The sequence below is a fragment of the Scytonema sp. NUACC21 genome (genome assembly GCF_054684315.1).
Genome location: NZ_BAAFZH010000104.1, coordinates 107,967 through 125,471, shown reverse-complemented (window position 1 = coordinate 125,471; position 17,505 = coordinate 107,967). Strand labels below are relative to the sequence as shown.

The window sequence follows — 17,505 nt, the reverse complement described above, 5'->3', positions numbered from 1 at the left end:
ATTTACCCTGTCAAACTTCCTTTCAAAAAGCCAAGGTTTTGTTTTAATACAACCCTTTGTGCTCCTCGCGGCGTCTCACAACACTCCAAAACCAACTACAAATCTCAATAACCCAGTGTGTGAAATCCTTACCGCGATAACCGAACTCATTCCAAATCTTAATTAAACGTCGAAAGCGAGCCTCCTAACGGAGCAGCTTCCCTAACATGCACGGAATCACGTTTCGCCAAAACTTAGCACCCGCTTGTCCGCGTTCCACCTACACTTTTTCAGTTTCTTATAGATAATGGTCGGTTTATTTACGCCGAACTGTACTAGGATGTTTGTTGATTTTACATTTCGTTAAATTGATTTTTAAAGGCTAACCGACTTACTTAGGATTTGAATGTTTCTGCCAAATGTTGGGACAAAGCCTCAACAGTTGGGTAATCGTACAGTAGGGTTGGCTTAAGCTTTCTTCCCAGCCAACCTTGCAGATCGTCGCTCATACCTACTGTTGCCAAGGAATCGATACCATAGCTGTCGAAGGGAATTGTGACCTCGACTTCATCCGGGTCAATTTCCATCTGTGCGGCTAGATAAGAAACTATCCAGGCTTGAATCTCTGCAGCCGACTTTGACTCGATACGTCTTTCCCCTTCAATATCAGCTTTGTTATTCTCTGAAACTGTAGGTTTTTGGTTGACTTCAAGATTTTGGATTTTCATTTTTTACATCCTAGGTCAGGATATTGGTTGAAATTCTAACATAGGGGGCATCTTTTACGATCGCATTTCGCAACCTTTGTACCTTGAGGCATTTTTCCAATTTCTTTTGGCTTTTGTGAATCTTTAATCCTAGTGAATGAGCCATTCTCAAATACACCCTTTAGTTCTCATTATCAGCTTAGCTTAGCAATCCATTTCTACTCGAATTATTAAGCTCATTGTTACAAACACTTAGTATAAGTTGTAAAAATAGAATTTCTTTAACAATTACAAAACTTAATATTTTGTTGAGAGTTTTTTGAAAAATTGTGAAAGTACAGCAAGCGATTGCTTGCTGCAGGGGGAGGGCTATAACCTTTAAAGACCAGTACTTAGACGTTTTACAGAACTCAATTGCTACACTGCTTTCGTTATTGGACTTTCTCAACTAGTGATTGAGAATGTGGTAACACGTCTAAGTGGTAATGCCCAACTTCAACTACAAAATATCAAATTCAAACTCCAGATTGTGACTCTTGAGAAAATCGTGAGTGAAGTGGTCTACAACGTTTGTATCGCTCAACTCTAAATTGTAAAAATCTACAACCTCATGCTCGAAGTATGGTCCGGCGTGCCAAGTTCCTACTTCTAGCTTAATAAAGCAATTACCAGGAATGCGGAAGGCTGCAATCTCCTCTAACAGCGGTTCATTCACATCATTTTTGGGAGGACAAACTGCCATCAACCAATCTTTGCCTTCTAGAGAACCCAGACATTGAGTGCATTGTACGTGACGGGTAATCTTGTGGAAATTCCTCCCCCTACGGTGCAACCGCATAATATAAAAGCGAGGAGTTCCTTTGTCAAGTACTAATTGAGCATCTTCTGTATCGAAGTGTTTACCGTCATGACTGGGAACAATCACCTGTCCGTATCGGCTGAAATTCTCAGGAGTTATCCATTCAGCCCGCAATTGTTGCACCGTCTTTGATGTACTCATATACCGTCTGCTTGTTGCACACAATTATTTTACAACAATGAAAGCAGAAAAATTGTAGAGACTTAAAATACTACGTCTCTACCAAGAGAATGTACGATGCTGCAAAATATTTATGAAAAAATAATCATACCTATATAAGATGGTCTATGATAGAAAACTTCAACAGGCGTCAATTTCTCTTATACGGTTCAGCTACCTTAAGCACCAGTTTATTGTTGAAAGCTTGCACTAATAATCCCACAGCCACAGAAGGTAATAAAGGGTTCAGGATAGCGCTCGCCCTCCCTGGAGTTATCACCGATAGAGCTTGGAATCAATCTGGTTACGAAGGCGTACAGCTGGCAAAACAAAAGCTGGGTGTGGAAACCTCATATATTGAACAAGTTGCACAAGCCGACCAAACAGAAGCACTGACCGATTTTGGGCGTCGGGGTTATAACCTCGTCATCGCTCACGGCGGTCAATTTGATGCTGCGATTCAACAGGTTGCACCCAAGTTTCCCAAAACCTTCTTTGTTGGTGTTAATGGTGCTGTCAGTGGTTCCAATATAGCTGCTTTGCGAATAGACCACCTGCAAGCTAGCTACCTTTGCGGAATTATCGGTGCATCTATGACCAAATCTAATAAGTTAGCTTATATTGCGGGACAAGAATTTGAAGCGACTCAGCAAGAATTGCGCGGTTTTGAGCTAGGGGCAAAATCTGTCAAGCCCGATATCCAAATTAGCTCTACATTCACGGGGGATTGGAATGATGTTGCTAAGGCAAAAGAAGCTACAGTAGCGATCGTTTCTGCTGGTGCTGATGTTATCTACCAATGGTTGGATAATGCTTCCTCTGCTGTTTTGCAAACTGCTAGTGAAAAAGGAGTTTATGCTTTTGGGAACACCCTAGACCAATTAGATATTGCACCCAAATCAGTTTTAACAAGTGCTGTTAAACGGATTGATTTAGCTATAGCTTTTTTAGCACAACTTGCAAAACAAGAACAACTTAAAGGTCAAATTTACACAATTGGTTTAGAACAACCAGATATTTTGAGTTTGGGAAAGTTTGGCACGATGGTTCCCAAACCACTCCAACAAAGAGCATTAAATACACAACAAGAAATTGTTGCTAAAAAAATCACTTTTGAAAAATGTCAGGAGGGTGGTAAAGATACCCGTTGTGTAAAAAAAGGAACAGCGTAGTGAAAGGCTGAAGTATGAAGGCTAAAGGATGAAAGTAACAGGCTGATACTGCAAGCTTTTTTACAATGGTCGCCTTATTTTCGTCAGTGTATACAAAGATGCATCTACTTTCATTCTGTGCATTTTGATTTTCTTGTGGTACGGGCGAGACGCCCGTTTTTATATTCATAATTGTTTATTCATACACCATTTTTCAGGTAAATAAAGTAGGGGCGAACAACCCTTGCCTGGGCGAACAACCGTTCGCCCTGACAGCTATTGGCGAATGCAGGTCATCCCATAAACATTGCCATTCCATTTTGAAAAGCCACTAGCATAGCGTTGGTTCCATGTATGCATGGCTAAAAACCACTGGGTTTGATTGCTGTTAACAGATAGAGGCAGTACGTGATCTTTGCGATCGGTAGGAGGATCGATAGAAGGAGCGTAACTTCTTTCTATAACGGCCCAATAATCATCACCTATTTGCCCTATGACTGAACCATAATGCAGCCAGAACCTGACTTGTACTGGAGGGTGACCGTCATTATTGCAAGTCCATGTTCCTACCCAATCTGCGCCTGCGATCGCTTCTGCTTTTTGGGTGGTTGATAAACAAATTCCTGCCGTATTAATTACACTCACACCTAAAAAAAGTGGTAGTAGACGGGTAATTTTTTTCATCCAAGTTTTTCTAGTGGCGCAGATACTACCCATTGTCATCTCTCCCAAACTTGTGTATTTATTTTGACTAAAAATATGGAAGTTCTCATTTTGAACCCACTGAGGACTTATCAGAGGTTCCTCAAGGTTTTACGCACTTAAAAGAAAAATTTTTGGTGATACAGGTTTCGATATTCTAAAGCGATCGCAGGACTCTCAGGAGCGTCCAGTCAATTAGGTAATCGAAAACCACAATTGCGATCGACAAACAACAGAAAACCACTCCACTTAATGGGGTATAACCCGTACTAAGTGTAAAAACCCGGTGAATCGTTCAAATTTTATAATAGGAGTATGCACTAAAGACAACTGTTATTCAAATCCCTTCATTCATCCACACCAACAGTCCATATCTTTTTTCCCTAATCCCTAATCCCTAATTCAAATGATTGCAAACACTGCTTTAACACCGAAACAACATTCCTTGCGAGAACCGAAATTATGGATGCCAGAGCGGGTGTTGTTTACACCAGCCGCCCTGGATGAACCGTGGGGACAGCAAATTCTCCAGCGAGTGCAATCCTACAACCTACCCATCGAAGAATTACCGCGAAATCGCCTCACAGGTTTGCGCGGTGAAACAGAGCGTGAGACTTATAGCATAGCCAAGCGTACCCTTGCAGTTGTGACTGCTCCACCCAGTTCCTTAAAACTTAGCCCTATCCCACCATCAGCGGATTGGCAATTCCACATTGCAGAAGGTTGTCCAGCCCACTGCCAATACTGCTACCTAGCAGGAAGCTTGCAAGGTCCACCAGTTATCCGGGTGTTTGCCAATTTACCTCAAATCTTGGAGAACTTGGCAGCATACGAGCAACCAGGAAAGGCAACAAGTTATGAGGTCAGCTGTTACACCGATCCTTTAGGTATCGAACATCTTACCGGAAGCCTTGCCGAATGCATCCGCTACTTTGGCACTCGCGATGATGCATATCTGCGTTGCGTGTCCAAGTTTGATGCAGTAGATAAGCTCCTTGAAATACCACACAACGGTCATACCCGCTTCCGGATGAGCGTAAATGCAGCTCCTGTTTCAGGTCGTTTCGAGGGAGGTACTGCATCAGTATCATCGCGGCTTATGGCATTGCGACGGTTAGCATTACCACCAGAACGCGGAGGCGGTGGCTATCCTGTTGGTTTGGTCATTGCGCCTATTATGCTTCTAGATGATTGGCAGTCTTCTTACGATCGCCTCTTTGACCAGATAAGCGAAGCCCTAGATTTTGATTGCGACCTGACTTTTGAACTTATCTCGCACCGCTTTACACCGGGGTCGAAGGAGGTCTTGCAAACTTGGTATCCCCAATCAAAGCTAGATATGGACGAGGAGAAACGCAGCGTTAAGCGAAATAAGTTTGGTGGAACGAAGTATGTTTATGAAGCTGACGCGATGAAGGCATTACGGCGCTATTTTGAAAATGAGATTCAACGCCGCTTTCCAAAAGCTCAAATTCTTTATTGGACATAGACTTATACAGAGGAACGAAAGCTCATATCAATTCAAAAAATGTTTGCTCCAGATAACCCCACCCGCCCTATCGGGTACCCTGCCCTTGATAAGGGGAGGCTTAGGGAGGGGTATTATTAATGTGTTGCATTCTTTTTTCAATTTGCCCGCAATCTTACATTTGTTGGGTTTCGTTCCTCAACCCAACCTACTGTATTGAAAACAATCAAAAACCCGGTCATGTTAACCGGGCTTTTGATTGGGGTATATCCCCTTCTGTTTGTTATATAAGTGTTATAGAGATTCGGTATAGGTTGCTTATCTGATAGTTACTACCACAGATGACACTCCAATTCCGGAAAACGAAAAACTTGATTTTTACCGATTGGTCAAACGAGACCCAACAATAGCCCTATACCCGCAAAGGCTATAAGAACGCCTTGAATAGCGCGAAAACTGACTTTCTCACCCATCCACATAGCAATTGGCAGAATGAAAACGGGGCTCGTTGCACTGAGAGCTTGAACCACTCCAGTAGCTGCATATTTGAAGGCAGTTTGTTGCAACCAGATACCTAAGAAGGTGGCGAAAAAAGCACTTACAGCAACTCTAACCAGAGTATCCAGAGATAATCCACCAAATTGCTTTTGCTGTTGTTTACCAGGGGATTGCTTTCTTGTTTGAAGAGTATGCCACAGTAGCAAGGCAATCACTCCTGCACTCAGTCGCAGCAAGGTACTCCATAAAGGATTGAGACTACTTTGGGTCAAAGCAGCCCTACACAAGACGGCGGCTGCAGCTTGTCCCATAGCTGCTAAAAGACCGTAAATAGCTCCTTTTTTCAATTGCAGCGATTGTTTGCTGTTACACTCTTCAGAACTTCGTTCACCTATGACCCAAGCTACCCCAAAAATTGTCACTCCCATTCCCATCCAGTTAATGAGACTGAGGTTTTCCTGTAGAAAGGTAAATGCCAGTAAGGCAGAACAAGGAGAGGTTAATGTCAGTAGGAGCAAAGTCCGCCTAGCACCCAGACAGTAAAGGGCTTGGAAATAACATGTATCACTAAAACTAATTCCTATGACACCACTGAGTAACAGGAATCCTAAATTGACAGGGCTTAAGGTTGGAAACCCTACGCCTTGCCAAAGTAAAGCCAAGGCTGTTAACACAATTCCTGTTGCCCCCTTGAAGAAAACCATGTGTCTGGGTGAAATCTTTTCTCCTAAAAGATTATCAATGATTGAAGTACCTGCCCAAATTGAAGCCGCAGCGAGTGCTGCTAGTTCTCCTATAGAATTTGTTAATATCTCTACAAACATAAAAATTACTCTTACTTTTTACATGATGAAGGGCTTGAAAAACGTAAATATCTTCGCTCGCCAGCATCTAAGACCAATAGCGTTTAGCTATTAGCCCGAGCAAGGCAAGTGAATTCATTGCCACTTAATTTTGTAGTTCAGTAAAGTTATGATTTAAAATAGATGTTGATGTTTTAAAATATATTTTTTGGTTTTAATCATTGGATCGATTTGTCAATACCATAACTAAGGATTAAAGAAATATGTATCTCTCCAACTCCTTATTCAATATAAGGAATCGATGCAAGAGAGAAGCAAGCATCTAGAATTATGGTGCAAAATTTTTATACTGACTTGGGTAGCAATACTGATATTTGAATTACTGATAAATACTTATATTATGTAATTTTTCGTATATTTACACACCAGTCACCTTAAATATCGTGTCCGGTGAAACATTTATGGAAAAAATACCCCACCCACCTAATGGCACCTTCCCCGTACCAATTACTGTGGTGGAGTACAAGTCGGATTTACCCCCCTAAATTCCCCTTAGTTTGTTGATTCACCGTTATTAGTTAACTCTTCTAGCCCCAACTCGTCTATTGACTGTATACCCCACGCTTTTAATGTGGCGGGGGACAGTGTGTTATTTTCCATAATAGGGCTCTCCTCATCGTTATTTCCTTTGTAGAGAATAACCAGATTATGGTAAAAGTGTATGGCAACAATATGCTTGTCAAAATAAGATGGGGAATATCCTGGTTTCAAAAATTCCTGATGATTCAGGCAATTAACCTTATATCAATAAAATTTTGTTACAAAATGTAACTTTTGCAAAATTCTACCAATGACAGATGACAAAACACTAAGAACATCACTCATGAGTAAACTTTAATTTGTGTCATCCTAGTAAAATGGAGCATAATGTCATATCTACGCTTAGAAGGCATTACCAAACGTTTTGGCACATTCATTGCCAATGAAAATATCAGTTTTAACGTTGAGCCTGGGGAAATTCACGCCATCTTGGGTGAAAATGGCGCGGGGAAGACGACGTTAATGAATATTATTAGCGGGCTTTATCAGCCTGATGCCGGTCACATCTATTTGCAAGGAAAACCCGTCAAAATTACCTCTTCCAGTACAGCGATTAAACTCGGGATTGGTATGATTCACCAACATTTCATGCTAGTACCCCAATTAACCGTGACGGAAAATATCATTTTGGGAACATCAAAGAACTGGCGTTTAAATCTGCGTCAGAAACAACAGGAAATTGCTGCTTTATCCCAAGCATACGGGCTAGATGTTAACCCGGCAGCTAAAGTGGGAAGTTTACCAGTGGGGGTGCAGCAACGGGTAGAAATTCTCAAAGTTCTTTACCGTCAAGCTAAGTTGTTGATTCTTGATGAACCAACGGCAGTGCTTACACCCCCGGAAGTGGACTCTTTGATTGCTATTTTGCAACAGCTTGCACGAAAGGGTGGGCACACGATTCTTTTTATCAGTCACAAGCTTGATGAGGTGATGAGTTTGTGCGACACGGTAACGGTGCTGCGTCGGGGAAAAGTAGTAGCAAATACAACTATCCCAGAAACAACACCCCAAAAGTTAGCCGAATTGATGGTTGGGCGTGAGGTTATCCTGGAGTTAAATAAATCTCCTGCAACACCGGGGAATGTTGTTTTGTCAGTGCAAGGGTTGCAAGTTGTGGATGACCGAGGTGTGACTGCTGTTCGAGATGTCTCTTTTGAACTGAGGGCAGGAGAAATTTTGGGAATTGCAGGTGTAGATGGCAATGGACAGCGAGAATTAGCTGATGCGATCGCAACAGTGCAAATACTCAAGCAAGGAAAAATTCAGTTGTTTCAGAACTCCCCTAGCCCTCTATCCCAGAGGCAACCCTTAGCCTCGTTGGGTTACATCCCGGAAGATAGGCAGAAAATGGGTTTGGTGTTGCAGTTTAATATTGCCGAAAATCTCATTTTGAAGGCTTTTAAGAAATTGCCCTTTTGCCGTCGCTTTTTGTTGCAGGGGAAAGCGATAAAGAACCATGCCTTAGCTGCTATGCAAGAGTTTGATATTCGGGGGACAAGCGAAGCAGTCAAAGTCAGTCAGCTTTCAGGGGGGAATCAACAAAAAGTGGTGCTCGCACGGGAACTGGCACGGGAACCAATGTTAATTGTAGCTATGCAACCAACAAGGGGGCTGGATGTGGGAGCAACGGAAGCAGTTCAGCAACGGTTATTGGCAGAACGCGATCGCGGTGCTGCTATTTTGTACATTTCTACTGAGTTGGAGGCAGTGATGGCAATGAGCGATCGCATTGCGGTTATGTACGGAGGTGAGTTTGTCAATATTTTGGATGCAAGAACGGCAACGGTGGAGGAGATTGGTTTGTTGATGGGTGGGGGAAAAAGGTGACCGGGCGCACCACGAGAGGAGCAGTTCTTTTGTGTTATTTTGGGTTTAGGGTAGTTTCCTAAAATTAACACTTACAACAATCACGATTGCGGAGCCAGTTAAGGTTAGCAAAATTTTGAAGTGTTTTTTTTAATATCAAGATTTTAACCTATGCAGCTAGAAATTGAGAACACCGCCAATTTAAAACTGCCAGCCATCGAGATTTTTGAAATAGAACAGAAGTATACAAAAGGGTATAAATACCGTCTTATCGCTTGCGACCAAAGATTTGAATATGATGTTTCTCCGACTTTCAGCGATCCCTTACACTGTAGGTCTGTGGCAGAAATGAAGGCTTTGAAGTGGGCAGCAGATGAAGAAGAAACAATCATAGGATTTATAGATCTTCATTCCACAATGATTCTTTTTCAAAATCAGATTGGGTTTGAATTTTTTGGCTTTAGTGGCGGAGTTTCTACATACGAGCATTGTGTAGAACCTGCTTTAATGGATGAATGGTACCTAAAATTGAAGCAAGAAGGGCAGGCTGAACATTTGTTAAAGTTATATGATTGCGATGGCAAATTATTAAGAGATAAAATTTCGCGGGCAAGGATTATAAATGTAGGACATAATAGACCAACGATTGTCTCGCGGCTTTATGACTAGAACTTATTCTGCAAGTGAGTTATTAAATTATGTTCATTATCTCTCTGTAAATCCATAAGGTAATCTTCAAAACTTACATATTTTTGTAAGGAATTTAGTTCTGGTGTATTGTCATGCCAATAGTAAACTAAGAAAAGTTTACGAGCAATGGCATCTAAATCTTCTATGAAAATTTTTAGCCCTTCTTCATCTCCGCGTTGCAACTTCCTTGCTAGAGCAATTTTGATTCCTGTCGTTTCAACGAGCCATCTCGAAAGTACTTCTCCACAAATCTTAACAATTCCAGTTTGAAGAGTCGCTGACAATGTCAGATGTTTGGCTAGGCGAACAGAGTCACGAGCTGTTAGCCTGTAAGCTCCTTCTTGTTTCATCACAGCCTCTTGTTCACTCATGTTTGCGAGTGAAGATTTTATTTTAGCTGTGGGACTGAAACTTTTGGCATGAGGGGTGAATTCCCGAGCAGTGTTAGACAAATGTTCTGTCAGGAGAGTTGGGCTACTCACCTCAGCAGCAATTAACATCAATTCCTCAGTTTTACAGGGGAAAAAACCTAATTCAGCGATCGCATTCACAAGCTCCCAGTCTATTTTAGACAATTCATACTGAATTTTCTCCAGGGAATAGTAAGATGTCTGGAAACCTCGTTCCTTTAACTGGTTGTGAACAAAGTGTAACGAATGTTCACCTCGTCCATAGCGGAATAATTTGCTCAGCTTAATTATTCCAGTCTCGGTACTGCGCCGTGCGATCGTAGATGGGCGAGCGAGGGATTGAGGTTCAGTTTCGCTCTGATTATCTTCCTCTAGCTTAGCTGCCAATAGCATGAGTCGTCTAATTGTATACCTATTCCCCTTGGAATCTCGTGGGTAACCCAAGTAAACAGCAATTGCATTGATCAATTCCCAGTCTAGTCGTTGTCCCTGACGCGGTCTTTCCAACTCCTGAATGGCTGACCAACTGCATTTAAATCCCTTTTCTCTTAATTTAACCTGAGCATCTGTTATTGTTAACAAATTAGCTTTACGCTCACGGCGTAACAAATTTGCCAGAGCTTGCTTCCCTGCTTCAGTAGAGCGGCTTATTTTTTTGAACACAGGCGGCTGCACTTAGAATAAGGGCTAATAGAGTTGTTATCTTTGGTATTAGAAGCGTCCTCCCCCAATTAAACATTATAACTAGGGATTTCTTCGCTCAGAAACCAACTACTTCACTGACTTAAGTTACTGGAATACAGGCGAGTGCGTTATAAACGGCACTTGCTCCCACCCAAGAAACTTGATAATGCAGTGAGTTTTTTTTAGCGAATATACCAGAAAAAAGTGTCATACAAATTAATTCTTAAGAATTTATTGGTACCACTTTTCTGCATATTTTAGCTACTTAGAAGGTTTATTCGTTTAGCCGAGTTAATGAATTCTCTGGCTTTTACACTAACGTAAACTCTATTAATTATATTGTAACTAACTTAAACTCGTCAAATACCTTAGCTAACTTTTGTGCAGGTCTGTTTGCTGACTGGGTGTGACAATAGGTCTTACGCAACTGTTACAGGAGAGTCATTATAGTACAAAAATACGACAAAAAGGGAGTACGACCTTCCCGCCAGAAAATTACCGATTTTTGTAGGTAGGGCTGTATCGCACAGCAGCCAATTTGTGGCGTAGCCCTCCTACCTCAATCTACGTCTTTAGGTAATCTTCTCTTACAGGGCTGGGATAAAGAGTACTTGTCCGGGTACGATAGCATTACAGTCGGGTCCAATGACTTCCCTATTAGCCTCGCAAATGACTGAGAATCTATTGCCATCTCCGTAAGCTCTTTCAGCAATTGAAAAGAGAAAATCACCTCTTCTCACAACATATGTTCTACCGGGTGTAGGTACTGGGCTACTGGGCTGTAGCTTAAACAGAGAGCTTCCAGTTGCGCTAGGAATACCATAGGCAATTTGATCCAACTGAGGTGTTTGAGTGTTGAGATCTTTAAAGAATGTGCCTCGGTGTTCGGGAGTTATTAAAAGAGTAACCTCTGAAAAACGTGGAGGTGCGGATACAAATACTTCCACGTAGCCGCGAACTTCAAAGTTTTTATTGACTAGTTCTGCATTCTTTGTGATGTCAGGTTGTAGGATAAATAAAATCGTATCATTAGCACCAATATTTATCGTAAAGATTCTTTTCCCCGCGCCTGGTAATGGAGTTATATCAGCCTCAACATTGTTTCCAGCCACATCTACAAAAGTAACTGTTCTATCTAGGTTTAACTCTGGTGAGATGGCTGTAAATACAAGGGTTACTACTATATCTGAGTTGTTGGTATTGGCAATAGTTAAAAAGTAACCTTGAATAACTGTACGGCTAAGAGTATCTGGTACACTAGGTATATTTGAGGGTAATTGTGGTTTAACAAGAAGTTCAAAAGTTGATAAAAGCATAGTACCTCGTTTTCTTTTATAGAAAGTAGATTGATTGCGATCGAAACTAATCGCCCTGTATAAGGATGAAGGATAAAGGATAAAGGATGAAAAATAGCTTGATATTGAGGGGGTCGCTCAGCCAAGCTTCATAGTTTGAAAAACGAGCGCCGTGAAAAATCATCCCGCTCAGCCAGAGTGTCACTACGGCCAAGTGACCAAAGTGTGCTGCGAAGATTTTGCGGGATATGTCTTCTAAATCGCTTGTATGTGTATCAAAGTCATGGGCGAGCGCATGTAGGTTCCAAATCCAGGTTGTGGTTTTTGGACCTTTGGCTAGAGTTCTGTCGAAATGTCCTGGTTTTGCCCACAGTTCAAATGAGGTTGGAACCGGATCGTTATCGACTATGACTCTTGCCTTTTTTTCCTCTCGCTCTGGAGGACTAATCGTCATTCGACCTCCTCTCTTAACAGGATTGAGGAATTATCAGTTCCATAAGATATCTTTTTAGCTCTAAAAAAGCTACCGCTTTTCCAAAAATTTTTTGGAGTAGCGATGAAGACTGTCTGTGGAACATTGGTTTCTCGTTGAATTATAAATGCTTAACTCCTACCTTGTTAGAGAGATGTTAACAATAATTCAAAATCGCCGAACCAATTGTCTAATCTGCTTTTGACCTTCAAAATCTTGAGCAAAAAGTCAATAGTTTCTTCATTTATTTTACAAAGGGACACAATTCGCAAAATTTATACTCCTAGCATAAAAAGATGAAAAAAGCACCTTTCCTGTTGTGGCTATTTTGAGTTGTATGTATATAGTTAGCTGCAGACGCATAAATCATTAAATTCTTATTAAAAATAAATCTGTATAAATTATTACTATGAATTTGCTATGCTGAGATATGTGAACATAAAATCATAATTTGACCAAGCTATGCCTGAGGATGTTAAGGAACGTCGCACTTTTGGGCTATAGTGACCTGTGGACAGGTTGAGCCAAACTAAACTGTCAGTTGTTTTTAAGTATTATTTGGTATAAACACATGAACTTGTGGCACAGGACGGCAATTGCTTTCTTCAGGTGGTTCATGGCAGTAGTGCTGGTATTGAGTCTGACCAGCTGTGGCAACGGTGAGAAAGCAGTCAGCCAAGAACCATCTCGTAGCTTGCAAGACAATGTTCCACTTTCGCGGCAAATAACAGAAGTTTCCCCACCAGCAACAATCCAAGAACTGCGACAAGCCCTGGAAGTTTATCAGCCACAAGTAACAATAGTGGCTCCCAAACCAGAGGAAATTTTTCAAGACAACACAGTCACAGTCCGCTTTCAGGTCAAAGACTTACCTATATTTAAAGATTCAAAATGGGATCTCGGTCCCCACTTGCACGTTATTCTCGATAACGAACCGTACATAGCGGTTTACGACGCAGACAAGCCCTTAGTATTGCCAGACTTGTCCCCAGGAACTCACACCTTGCGTGTCTTTGCTTCCCGTCCCTGGCATGAAAGCTTTAAAAATGAAGGTGCTTATGCTCAATCAACATTCCATATCTTTACAAAAACAGAAGAGAATAACCCCGATCCCAAACTACCACTGTTAACATACAGTCGTCCCAAAGGTAGCTACGGAGCAGAACCCATACTGCTAGATTTTTACTTAACTAATGCCCCTCTGCACCTAGTGGCAACAGAAAATCCCAATGATGAAATTGCAGATTGGCGTATTCGCTGCACCATCAACGGCGAAAGCTTTGTTTTAGACAAGTGGCAGTCAGTTTACCTTAAGGGTTTCAAGCCAGGTCAAAACTGGGTAGAACTGGAATTTTTGGATGAACAGGGCAATCCTGTGAAAAACGTCTTTAACAGTACGGTTCGGTTGATTACCTATGAACCAAAAGGTCAGGATACCCTTTCTAGAATTGTTCGCGGGGAACTTTCAGCCGACCAAGTCCGCAGCATTGTAGATCCCAACTACCCTGCTTCGGTTCCTGCGGTTGAACCCACACCAGCCCAAACTCCAACACCAACTGTTGAAACAACACCAGAAACACAACCTCAAGAACAAAAACAGCCAGCCACTGAAACCGAATCAGCACCTCCCCCAAGGTCAACTCCTACTGTTACAGAAACAACATCTGAAACCGAACCTCAGCCAGTACCCCAGGTGGAACCAGAGAAAACGAAATCAAGTGGCTTCTTTAATCGTTTCCGCCGTGGTGCAGGTAATACTCCAACACCAGAGACAACTGCTGAACCGACGCCAAAAACCATTGAATCTCCGCAACCAGAAGTTCCGGTAGAACCAAAGCAACAAGAAACCCCAGCAGTACAACCCACTCCCGTACCGGAAACACTCACTCAACCCGAAACCCCAGCAGTACAACCCACTCCCGTACCGGAAACACTCACTCAACCCGAAACCCCAGCAGTACAACCCACTCTTGTGCCCGAAGGAATTTCTCCCCAGGTAGAAAAAAAGCGAGGGTTCCGTGATTACTTTAATCGTCGCCCAAGCAGGACACCATCTCCTCAAGTGACAGCTGAACCAAGCCCTGGTTTACCTCCGACTCTGCCAGAAATTGTGATTGAGTCTCCTGCTACAGAACTAGTTGCACCTCAACCAGAAACCAAGCTAGAACAACAACCCGAGACAGCGCCAAAATCTAAGACAACCTTACCCCAGAAAATTGCTCCACAACCAGACAAACCAGAGTTACAAAGATACTTCAGTCCAAACCAATATCCAGATGCTGCACCATCTCCTACCTTGCCGCAAACTGCCCCAAATGTTATTAAGCCACCTTCTGTTTTAGAAGCTATAGAACATCCAACAACACCAGAACAGCCAAGAAACGGAGATCGCGACGATTAACATAAAAAGTGAGACGTTTCCTAACGCCTCATAACTATTGTAGAGACGCGCCATGGCGCGTCTTTTTCATCTTTAAATAACAAAGGGTTGCATCTCATAGTTATGCCATTGCCGTTGATACCATTCAGCAACAAAAGTGCGGACAATGTACTTGGGAGGACACCCATCTTTAACATCAATACGCAAGCACGAGTAAGGTCTTCGCTTTTGAGAACCCTGACCGTTACGACCAATATACAAATGCGATCGCGCTATCAACCTCTGTTGTTTTCTATTTGCATCTGTAAAAATCTCCAATAAATCCGGTCCTTCAGGTCGCTGGCGTCGCAAACTATACCCACTGCCACCACAGACAATCCAATGAATACCGAAATCAGCACTTTCTTTGTCCACTGTTTCAAGATGTTCCAAGCAGTGGGCATGACCGTTTAAGACCAAATCAACCAAGGGACGACCGCCAGTCTTGGAACCTACTACCTGAGAAACTGCACTCAGCACATCCCGCAGGCGACCGCGAACTGCTAAAGTTTGCGCCTGTTGCCATTTTGTCGCCTCAGTTACGTAAGGCGGATGGTGAAAATAAATCACTCTTCCTCGAACATCCGAACAATTCCAAGATTCGATCAGTTTCTGCTTGAGCCATTCTAGTTGCTCAATATCTGTTGTTTCTTCCGGGGTGGCAAGCTGCTTATCAATATCGACAATTATTTCCTCTATCTGCGATACCTGAGTTCGCGCATCATCCATTTCTTCAGTTTGATTTGCATCACCGGCAGAAAATTTTGGAGAAGTGTCCATTATCCGCATCTTTTCCTGTTCTAGGTTCTGGCGGCGCACTTCTAATTCCCTGCGAAAAGCATCACCTTCCTTAGTTGCAGGAAGGGGAAGTGGGTTGTTAAACGTATTGGAATCCAGTGCAAAAAAGTCAATACCACCGTAACGAAAAGTATAGTAACGATTGGGTAAGCGGGTGAAAAGCCCTGGTTGATACAGCAAACAGCGCCCTGTGTTTGTCTTTGCAACATAATGTTTATCAACGTGATGAATTAACTCCCCTGGGAACATTATCCCTTTTAAATAATCCAGAAACGCCCGTGCATAGACGTCACCATGTCCCGAACCACGCCAGCCCACATCCAAGTCCAAACCCGAACCCAACAATCGTCGCAGCGGTAGTGTTGTTAAAGATATCAAACCAAATAGTAGGGGCAATTCGTAATAATCATGGTTTCCAGGAACGGGTAGAATTGGCAGTTGAAATACCATGCGATCGTAAGCTATCCGTTCTGGATTTTCTCCCCCCATAAGAAATTCACGATAAGGCTTTATAAAGTTGTCTAGATAAAACTCGCTTGACCCCACCAGGTAAATCACATCACCCGTATGCAGCATGAAACGGCATTCCTGGTGGTGTGGCAACATGAGTTCAGCAACTTGTCTTTGAGGATTGTACCCCCAATGAGGTCCCGCGCCACTATCACCAACAACCAAAAATGAGAACTCTGGATTGTTAGATTGTTCATCTTCTATAACAAGCCGAGTTTGGTCAATTCCCCGTTCAACAATGACAGGATCTTGCCATTTGACTCGCTGTTTCATTTTGCGAATTTTTTCGACAACAGCTGCCTCTGTCACAAGTTTCAATGGTCTTTAACTCCTGCTAATTGTGGTTAGTAGTTAGTAGTTGGGGGTTAGTAGTTGGGGGTTAGTGGTTAGTAGTTGGGGGTTAGTGGTTAGTAGTTAGTAATTTAATAATTAATAGTTCGCCCATTAACCACTATCCACTATCCACTATCCACTAACTATCATTCATCGTCTTTTTCTTTCTCCTCAACGATTAAATTTGGCAGTCCCTCCAATTTTTCTGCTGGTTCTTCTTGTTCCACTGACGGCACAAAAACTTTTAAACTCGCAGGAGCGCAGCGAATCTCTACGGGGGTTTTTCCGACAATTTCACCGTCAACAACAACCTTTTGTGGTCGATCTGTTGTAATTTTAAATTGTTTTGCACGCAGGTAACCTATATCATTTCGATCCGCTGCATTACCTGCTGATGCTGTTTGGAAAAGGTGAAATGCAGCTGCTACCGCTCCTGCTCTTGTCGCTGGGGCTACTATTGTCATATCCAGTAACCCATCATCAACTTTGATACCTGCTGGACCCTGGGCTAAAATCGAAGTGGGAGGTGCGGCATTTGCCACCGTCACTGCCACTGCGGTAGTTTTAATTATCTTATCCTCAGTTTCAATTTCTACATCAAAGTGTTCTAAATCTCGCAATTCTTTCAGCCCTGCTATGATATATGCAAGAATACCAAATCGATTCTTTGCTTCGCGATCGGCTTGTTCTACAGCTTCCGCTTCAAAACCAATACCGACAAGCAATACCATTGGGCGATCGTTACAATAAGCTGCGTCTACAGTCCGAGTTCCTCCTTGTAAAATCACTTGACAGGCTGCATCAATTGTGTCAGGTATTCCTAAAGCTGCTGCAAAAGCATTTGCTGTTCCTCTAGAAATGATACCAAATGGAATATCAGTTCCCACGACAGCTGCTGCTGCTTCTGAAAGAGTCCCATCTCCTCCTGAGGCAATTATAGTTTCTACACCCCGTTCAATTGCTTGACGTGCTAAATCGTCAGCGCAAGTGTCTTCTGTTGTTATTTGAATATCTAGGTCAATTTCTGGCTCTAAAATAGACCGAATCATTGCCAAATCTTGATCGGAGTCCCCCTGACCTGCAACGGGATTAAAGATAAGGCAAGCGGAACGTTTCATAGGTTTAAGTTATAGAATTAAATTTAATTACAAATCAGACCAAT

General features: G+C 42.4%; 14 protein-coding genes and 1 pseudogene. 5 read left to right on the top strand and 10 right to left on the bottom strand.

Going from position 1 to position 17,505, the window contains the following annotated elements; genetic code table 11:
- Positions 1-374 precede the first annotated feature (374 nt).
- The 3 genes from ACYRY3_RS36075 to ACYRY3_RS36065 form a co-directional block, all read right to left on the bottom strand.
- Positions 375-707: an acyl carrier protein gene (locus tag ACYRY3_RS36075; protein WP_460206526.1), complete on the bottom strand. Its 333-nt coding sequence runs from the start codon at positions 705-707 to the stop codon at positions 375-377.
- A 10-nt stretch (positions 708-717) separates the two neighbouring features.
- Positions 718-852, bottom strand: coding sequence for a hypothetical protein (locus ACYRY3_RS36070; protein WP_460206525.1), 135 nt, complete (start codon positions 850-852; stop codon positions 718-720).
- 333 nt (positions 853-1,185) lie between these two features.
- A complete protein-coding gene (locus ACYRY3_RS36065) occupies positions 1,186-1,686 on the bottom strand; it encodes an ureidoglycolate lyase (RefSeq protein ID WP_460206524.1) in 501 nt (166 codons plus the stop codon).
- Positions 1,687-1,832: 146 nt separating this feature from the next.
- On the opposite strand from ACYRY3_RS36065, the gene ACYRY3_RS36060 reads away from it, so the two are divergent.
- Positions 1,833-2,876, top strand: coding sequence for a BMP family protein (locus ACYRY3_RS36060; protein ID WP_460206523.1), 1,044 nt, complete (start codon positions 1,833-1,835; stop codon positions 2,874-2,876).
- Between the two features lie 255 nt (positions 2,877-3,131).
- Here the strand turns inward: ACYRY3_RS36060 and ACYRY3_RS36055 are convergent, their stop codons facing one another.
- Positions 3,132-3,572, bottom strand: a complete 441-nt coding sequence (locus ACYRY3_RS36055) for a hypothetical protein (RefSeq protein ID WP_460206522.1) — start codon at positions 3,570-3,572, stop codon at positions 3,132-3,134.
- Positions 3,573-3,963: 391 nt separating this feature from the next.
- Here ACYRY3_RS36055 and ACYRY3_RS36050 point away from each other — a divergent pair, with 391 nt between their 5' ends.
- Positions 3,964-5,046 carry a spore photoproduct lyase family protein gene (locus ACYRY3_RS36050; protein WP_460206521.1) on the top strand — a complete coding sequence of 361 codons (1,083 nt, stop codon included), beginning with the start codon at positions 3,964-3,966 and terminating at the stop codon, positions 5,044-5,046.
- Between the two features lie 368 nt (positions 5,047-5,414).
- On the opposite strand, the gene ACYRY3_RS36045 is transcribed toward ACYRY3_RS36050, so the two are convergent.
- A complete protein-coding gene (locus tag ACYRY3_RS36045; RefSeq protein ID WP_460206520.1) occupies positions 5,415-6,347 on the bottom strand; it encodes a DMT family transporter in 933 nt (310 codons plus the stop codon).
- A gap of 906 nt (positions 6,348-7,253) precedes the next feature.
- On the opposite strand from ACYRY3_RS36045, the gene ACYRY3_RS36040 reads away from it, so the two are divergent.
- A complete protein-coding gene (locus ACYRY3_RS36040; protein WP_460206519.1) occupies positions 7,254-8,753 on the top strand; it encodes an ABC transporter ATP-binding protein in 1,500 nt (499 codons plus the stop codon).
- Between the two features lie 150 nt (positions 8,754-8,903).
- Positions 8,904-9,401, top strand: coding sequence for a hypothetical protein (locus ACYRY3_RS36035; protein ID WP_460206518.1), 498 nt, complete (start codon positions 8,904-8,906; stop codon positions 9,399-9,401).
- On the opposite strand, the gene ACYRY3_RS36030 is transcribed toward ACYRY3_RS36035, so the two are convergent.
- The 3 genes and pseudogenes from ACYRY3_RS36030 to psaA all read right to left on the bottom strand — a co-directional run.
- Positions 9,398-10,495, bottom strand: coding sequence for a hypothetical protein (locus ACYRY3_RS36030; protein ID WP_460206517.1), 1,098 nt, complete (start codon positions 10,493-10,495; stop codon positions 9,398-9,400). The genes ACYRY3_RS36035 and ACYRY3_RS36030 overlap by 4 nt on opposite strands.
- A 608-nt stretch (positions 10,496-11,103) precedes the next feature.
- Complete coding sequence (locus ACYRY3_RS36025) at positions 11,104-11,832, bottom strand: LysM peptidoglycan-binding domain-containing protein (protein WP_460206516.1); 729 nt, start codon at positions 11,830-11,832, stop codon at positions 11,104-11,106.
- Between the two features lie 97 nt (positions 11,833-11,929).
- Positions 11,930-12,265, bottom strand: a pseudogene (gene psaA, locus ACYRY3_RS36020) (photosystem I core protein PsaA); the annotation flags it as partial.
- A 589-nt stretch (positions 12,266-12,854) separates the two neighbouring features.
- Between psaA and ACYRY3_RS36015 the strand changes: the two are divergent.
- Positions 12,855-14,684 carry a hypothetical protein gene (locus ACYRY3_RS36015; RefSeq protein ID WP_460206515.1) on the top strand — a complete coding sequence of 610 codons (1,830 nt, stop codon included), beginning with the start codon at positions 12,855-12,857 and terminating at the stop codon, positions 14,682-14,684.
- Between the two features lie 72 nt (positions 14,685-14,756).
- Here ACYRY3_RS36015 and ACYRY3_RS36010 read toward each other — a convergent pair whose 3' ends face one another.
- Both ACYRY3_RS36010 and ACYRY3_RS36005 read right to left on the bottom strand, forming a co-directional pair.
- The gene (locus ACYRY3_RS36010; RefSeq protein WP_460206514.1) at positions 14,757-16,328 is read right to left on the bottom strand and encodes a metallophosphoesterase family protein; all 1,572 of its coding nucleotides are present in this window, start codon (positions 16,326-16,328) and stop codon (positions 14,757-14,759) included.
- A gap of 161 nt (positions 16,329-16,489) precedes the next feature.
- Positions 16,490-17,461 carry a YegS/Rv2252/BmrU family lipid kinase gene (locus tag ACYRY3_RS36005; RefSeq protein WP_460206513.1) on the bottom strand — a complete coding sequence of 324 codons (972 nt, stop codon included), beginning with the start codon at positions 17,459-17,461 and terminating at the stop codon, positions 16,490-16,492.
- Positions 17,462-17,505 lie beyond the last annotated feature (44 nt).

Bases quoted from the DNA above. Each gene is read 5' to 3' on its own strand.
- ACYRY3_RS36005 (WP_460206513.1), bottom strand. From the start codon at position 17,461: ATGAAACGTTCCGCTTGCCTTATCTTTAATCCCGTTGCAGGTCAGGGG.
- ACYRY3_RS36055 (WP_460206522.1), bottom strand. From the start codon at position 3,572: ATGGGTAGTATCTGCGCCACTAGAAAAACTTGGATGAAAAAAATTACC.
- ACYRY3_RS36075 (WP_460206526.1), bottom strand. From the start codon at position 707: ATGAAAATCCAAAATCTTGAAGTCAACCAAAAACCTACAGTTTCAGAG.
- ACYRY3_RS36065 (WP_460206524.1), bottom strand. From the start codon at position 1,686: ATGAGTACATCAAAGACGGTGCAACAATTGCGGGCTGAATGGATAACT.
- ACYRY3_RS36040 (WP_460206519.1), top strand. From the start codon at position 7,254: ATGTCATATCTACGCTTAGAAGGCATTACCAAACGTTTTGGCACATTC.
- ACYRY3_RS36050 (WP_460206521.1), top strand. From the start codon at position 3,964: ATGATTGCAAACACTGCTTTAACACCGAAACAACATTCCTTGCGAGAA.
- ACYRY3_RS36025 (WP_460206516.1), bottom strand. From the start codon at position 11,832: ATGCTTTTATCAACTTTTGAACTTCTTGTTAAACCACAATTACCCTCA.
- ACYRY3_RS36035 (WP_460206518.1), top strand. From the start codon at position 8,904: ATGCAGCTAGAAATTGAGAACACCGCCAATTTAAAACTGCCAGCCATC.
- ACYRY3_RS36045 (WP_460206520.1), bottom strand. From the start codon at position 6,347: ATGTTTGTAGAGATATTAACAAATTCTATAGGAGAACTAGCAGCACTC.
- ACYRY3_RS36070 (WP_460206525.1), bottom strand. From the start codon at position 852: ATGGCTCATTCACTAGGATTAAAGATTCACAAAAGCCAAAAGAAATTG.
- ACYRY3_RS36060 (WP_460206523.1), top strand. From the start codon at position 1,833: ATGATAGAAAACTTCAACAGGCGTCAATTTCTCTTATACGGTTCAGCT.
- ACYRY3_RS36015 (WP_460206515.1), top strand. From the start codon at position 12,855: ATGAACTTGTGGCACAGGACGGCAATTGCTTTCTTCAGGTGGTTCATG.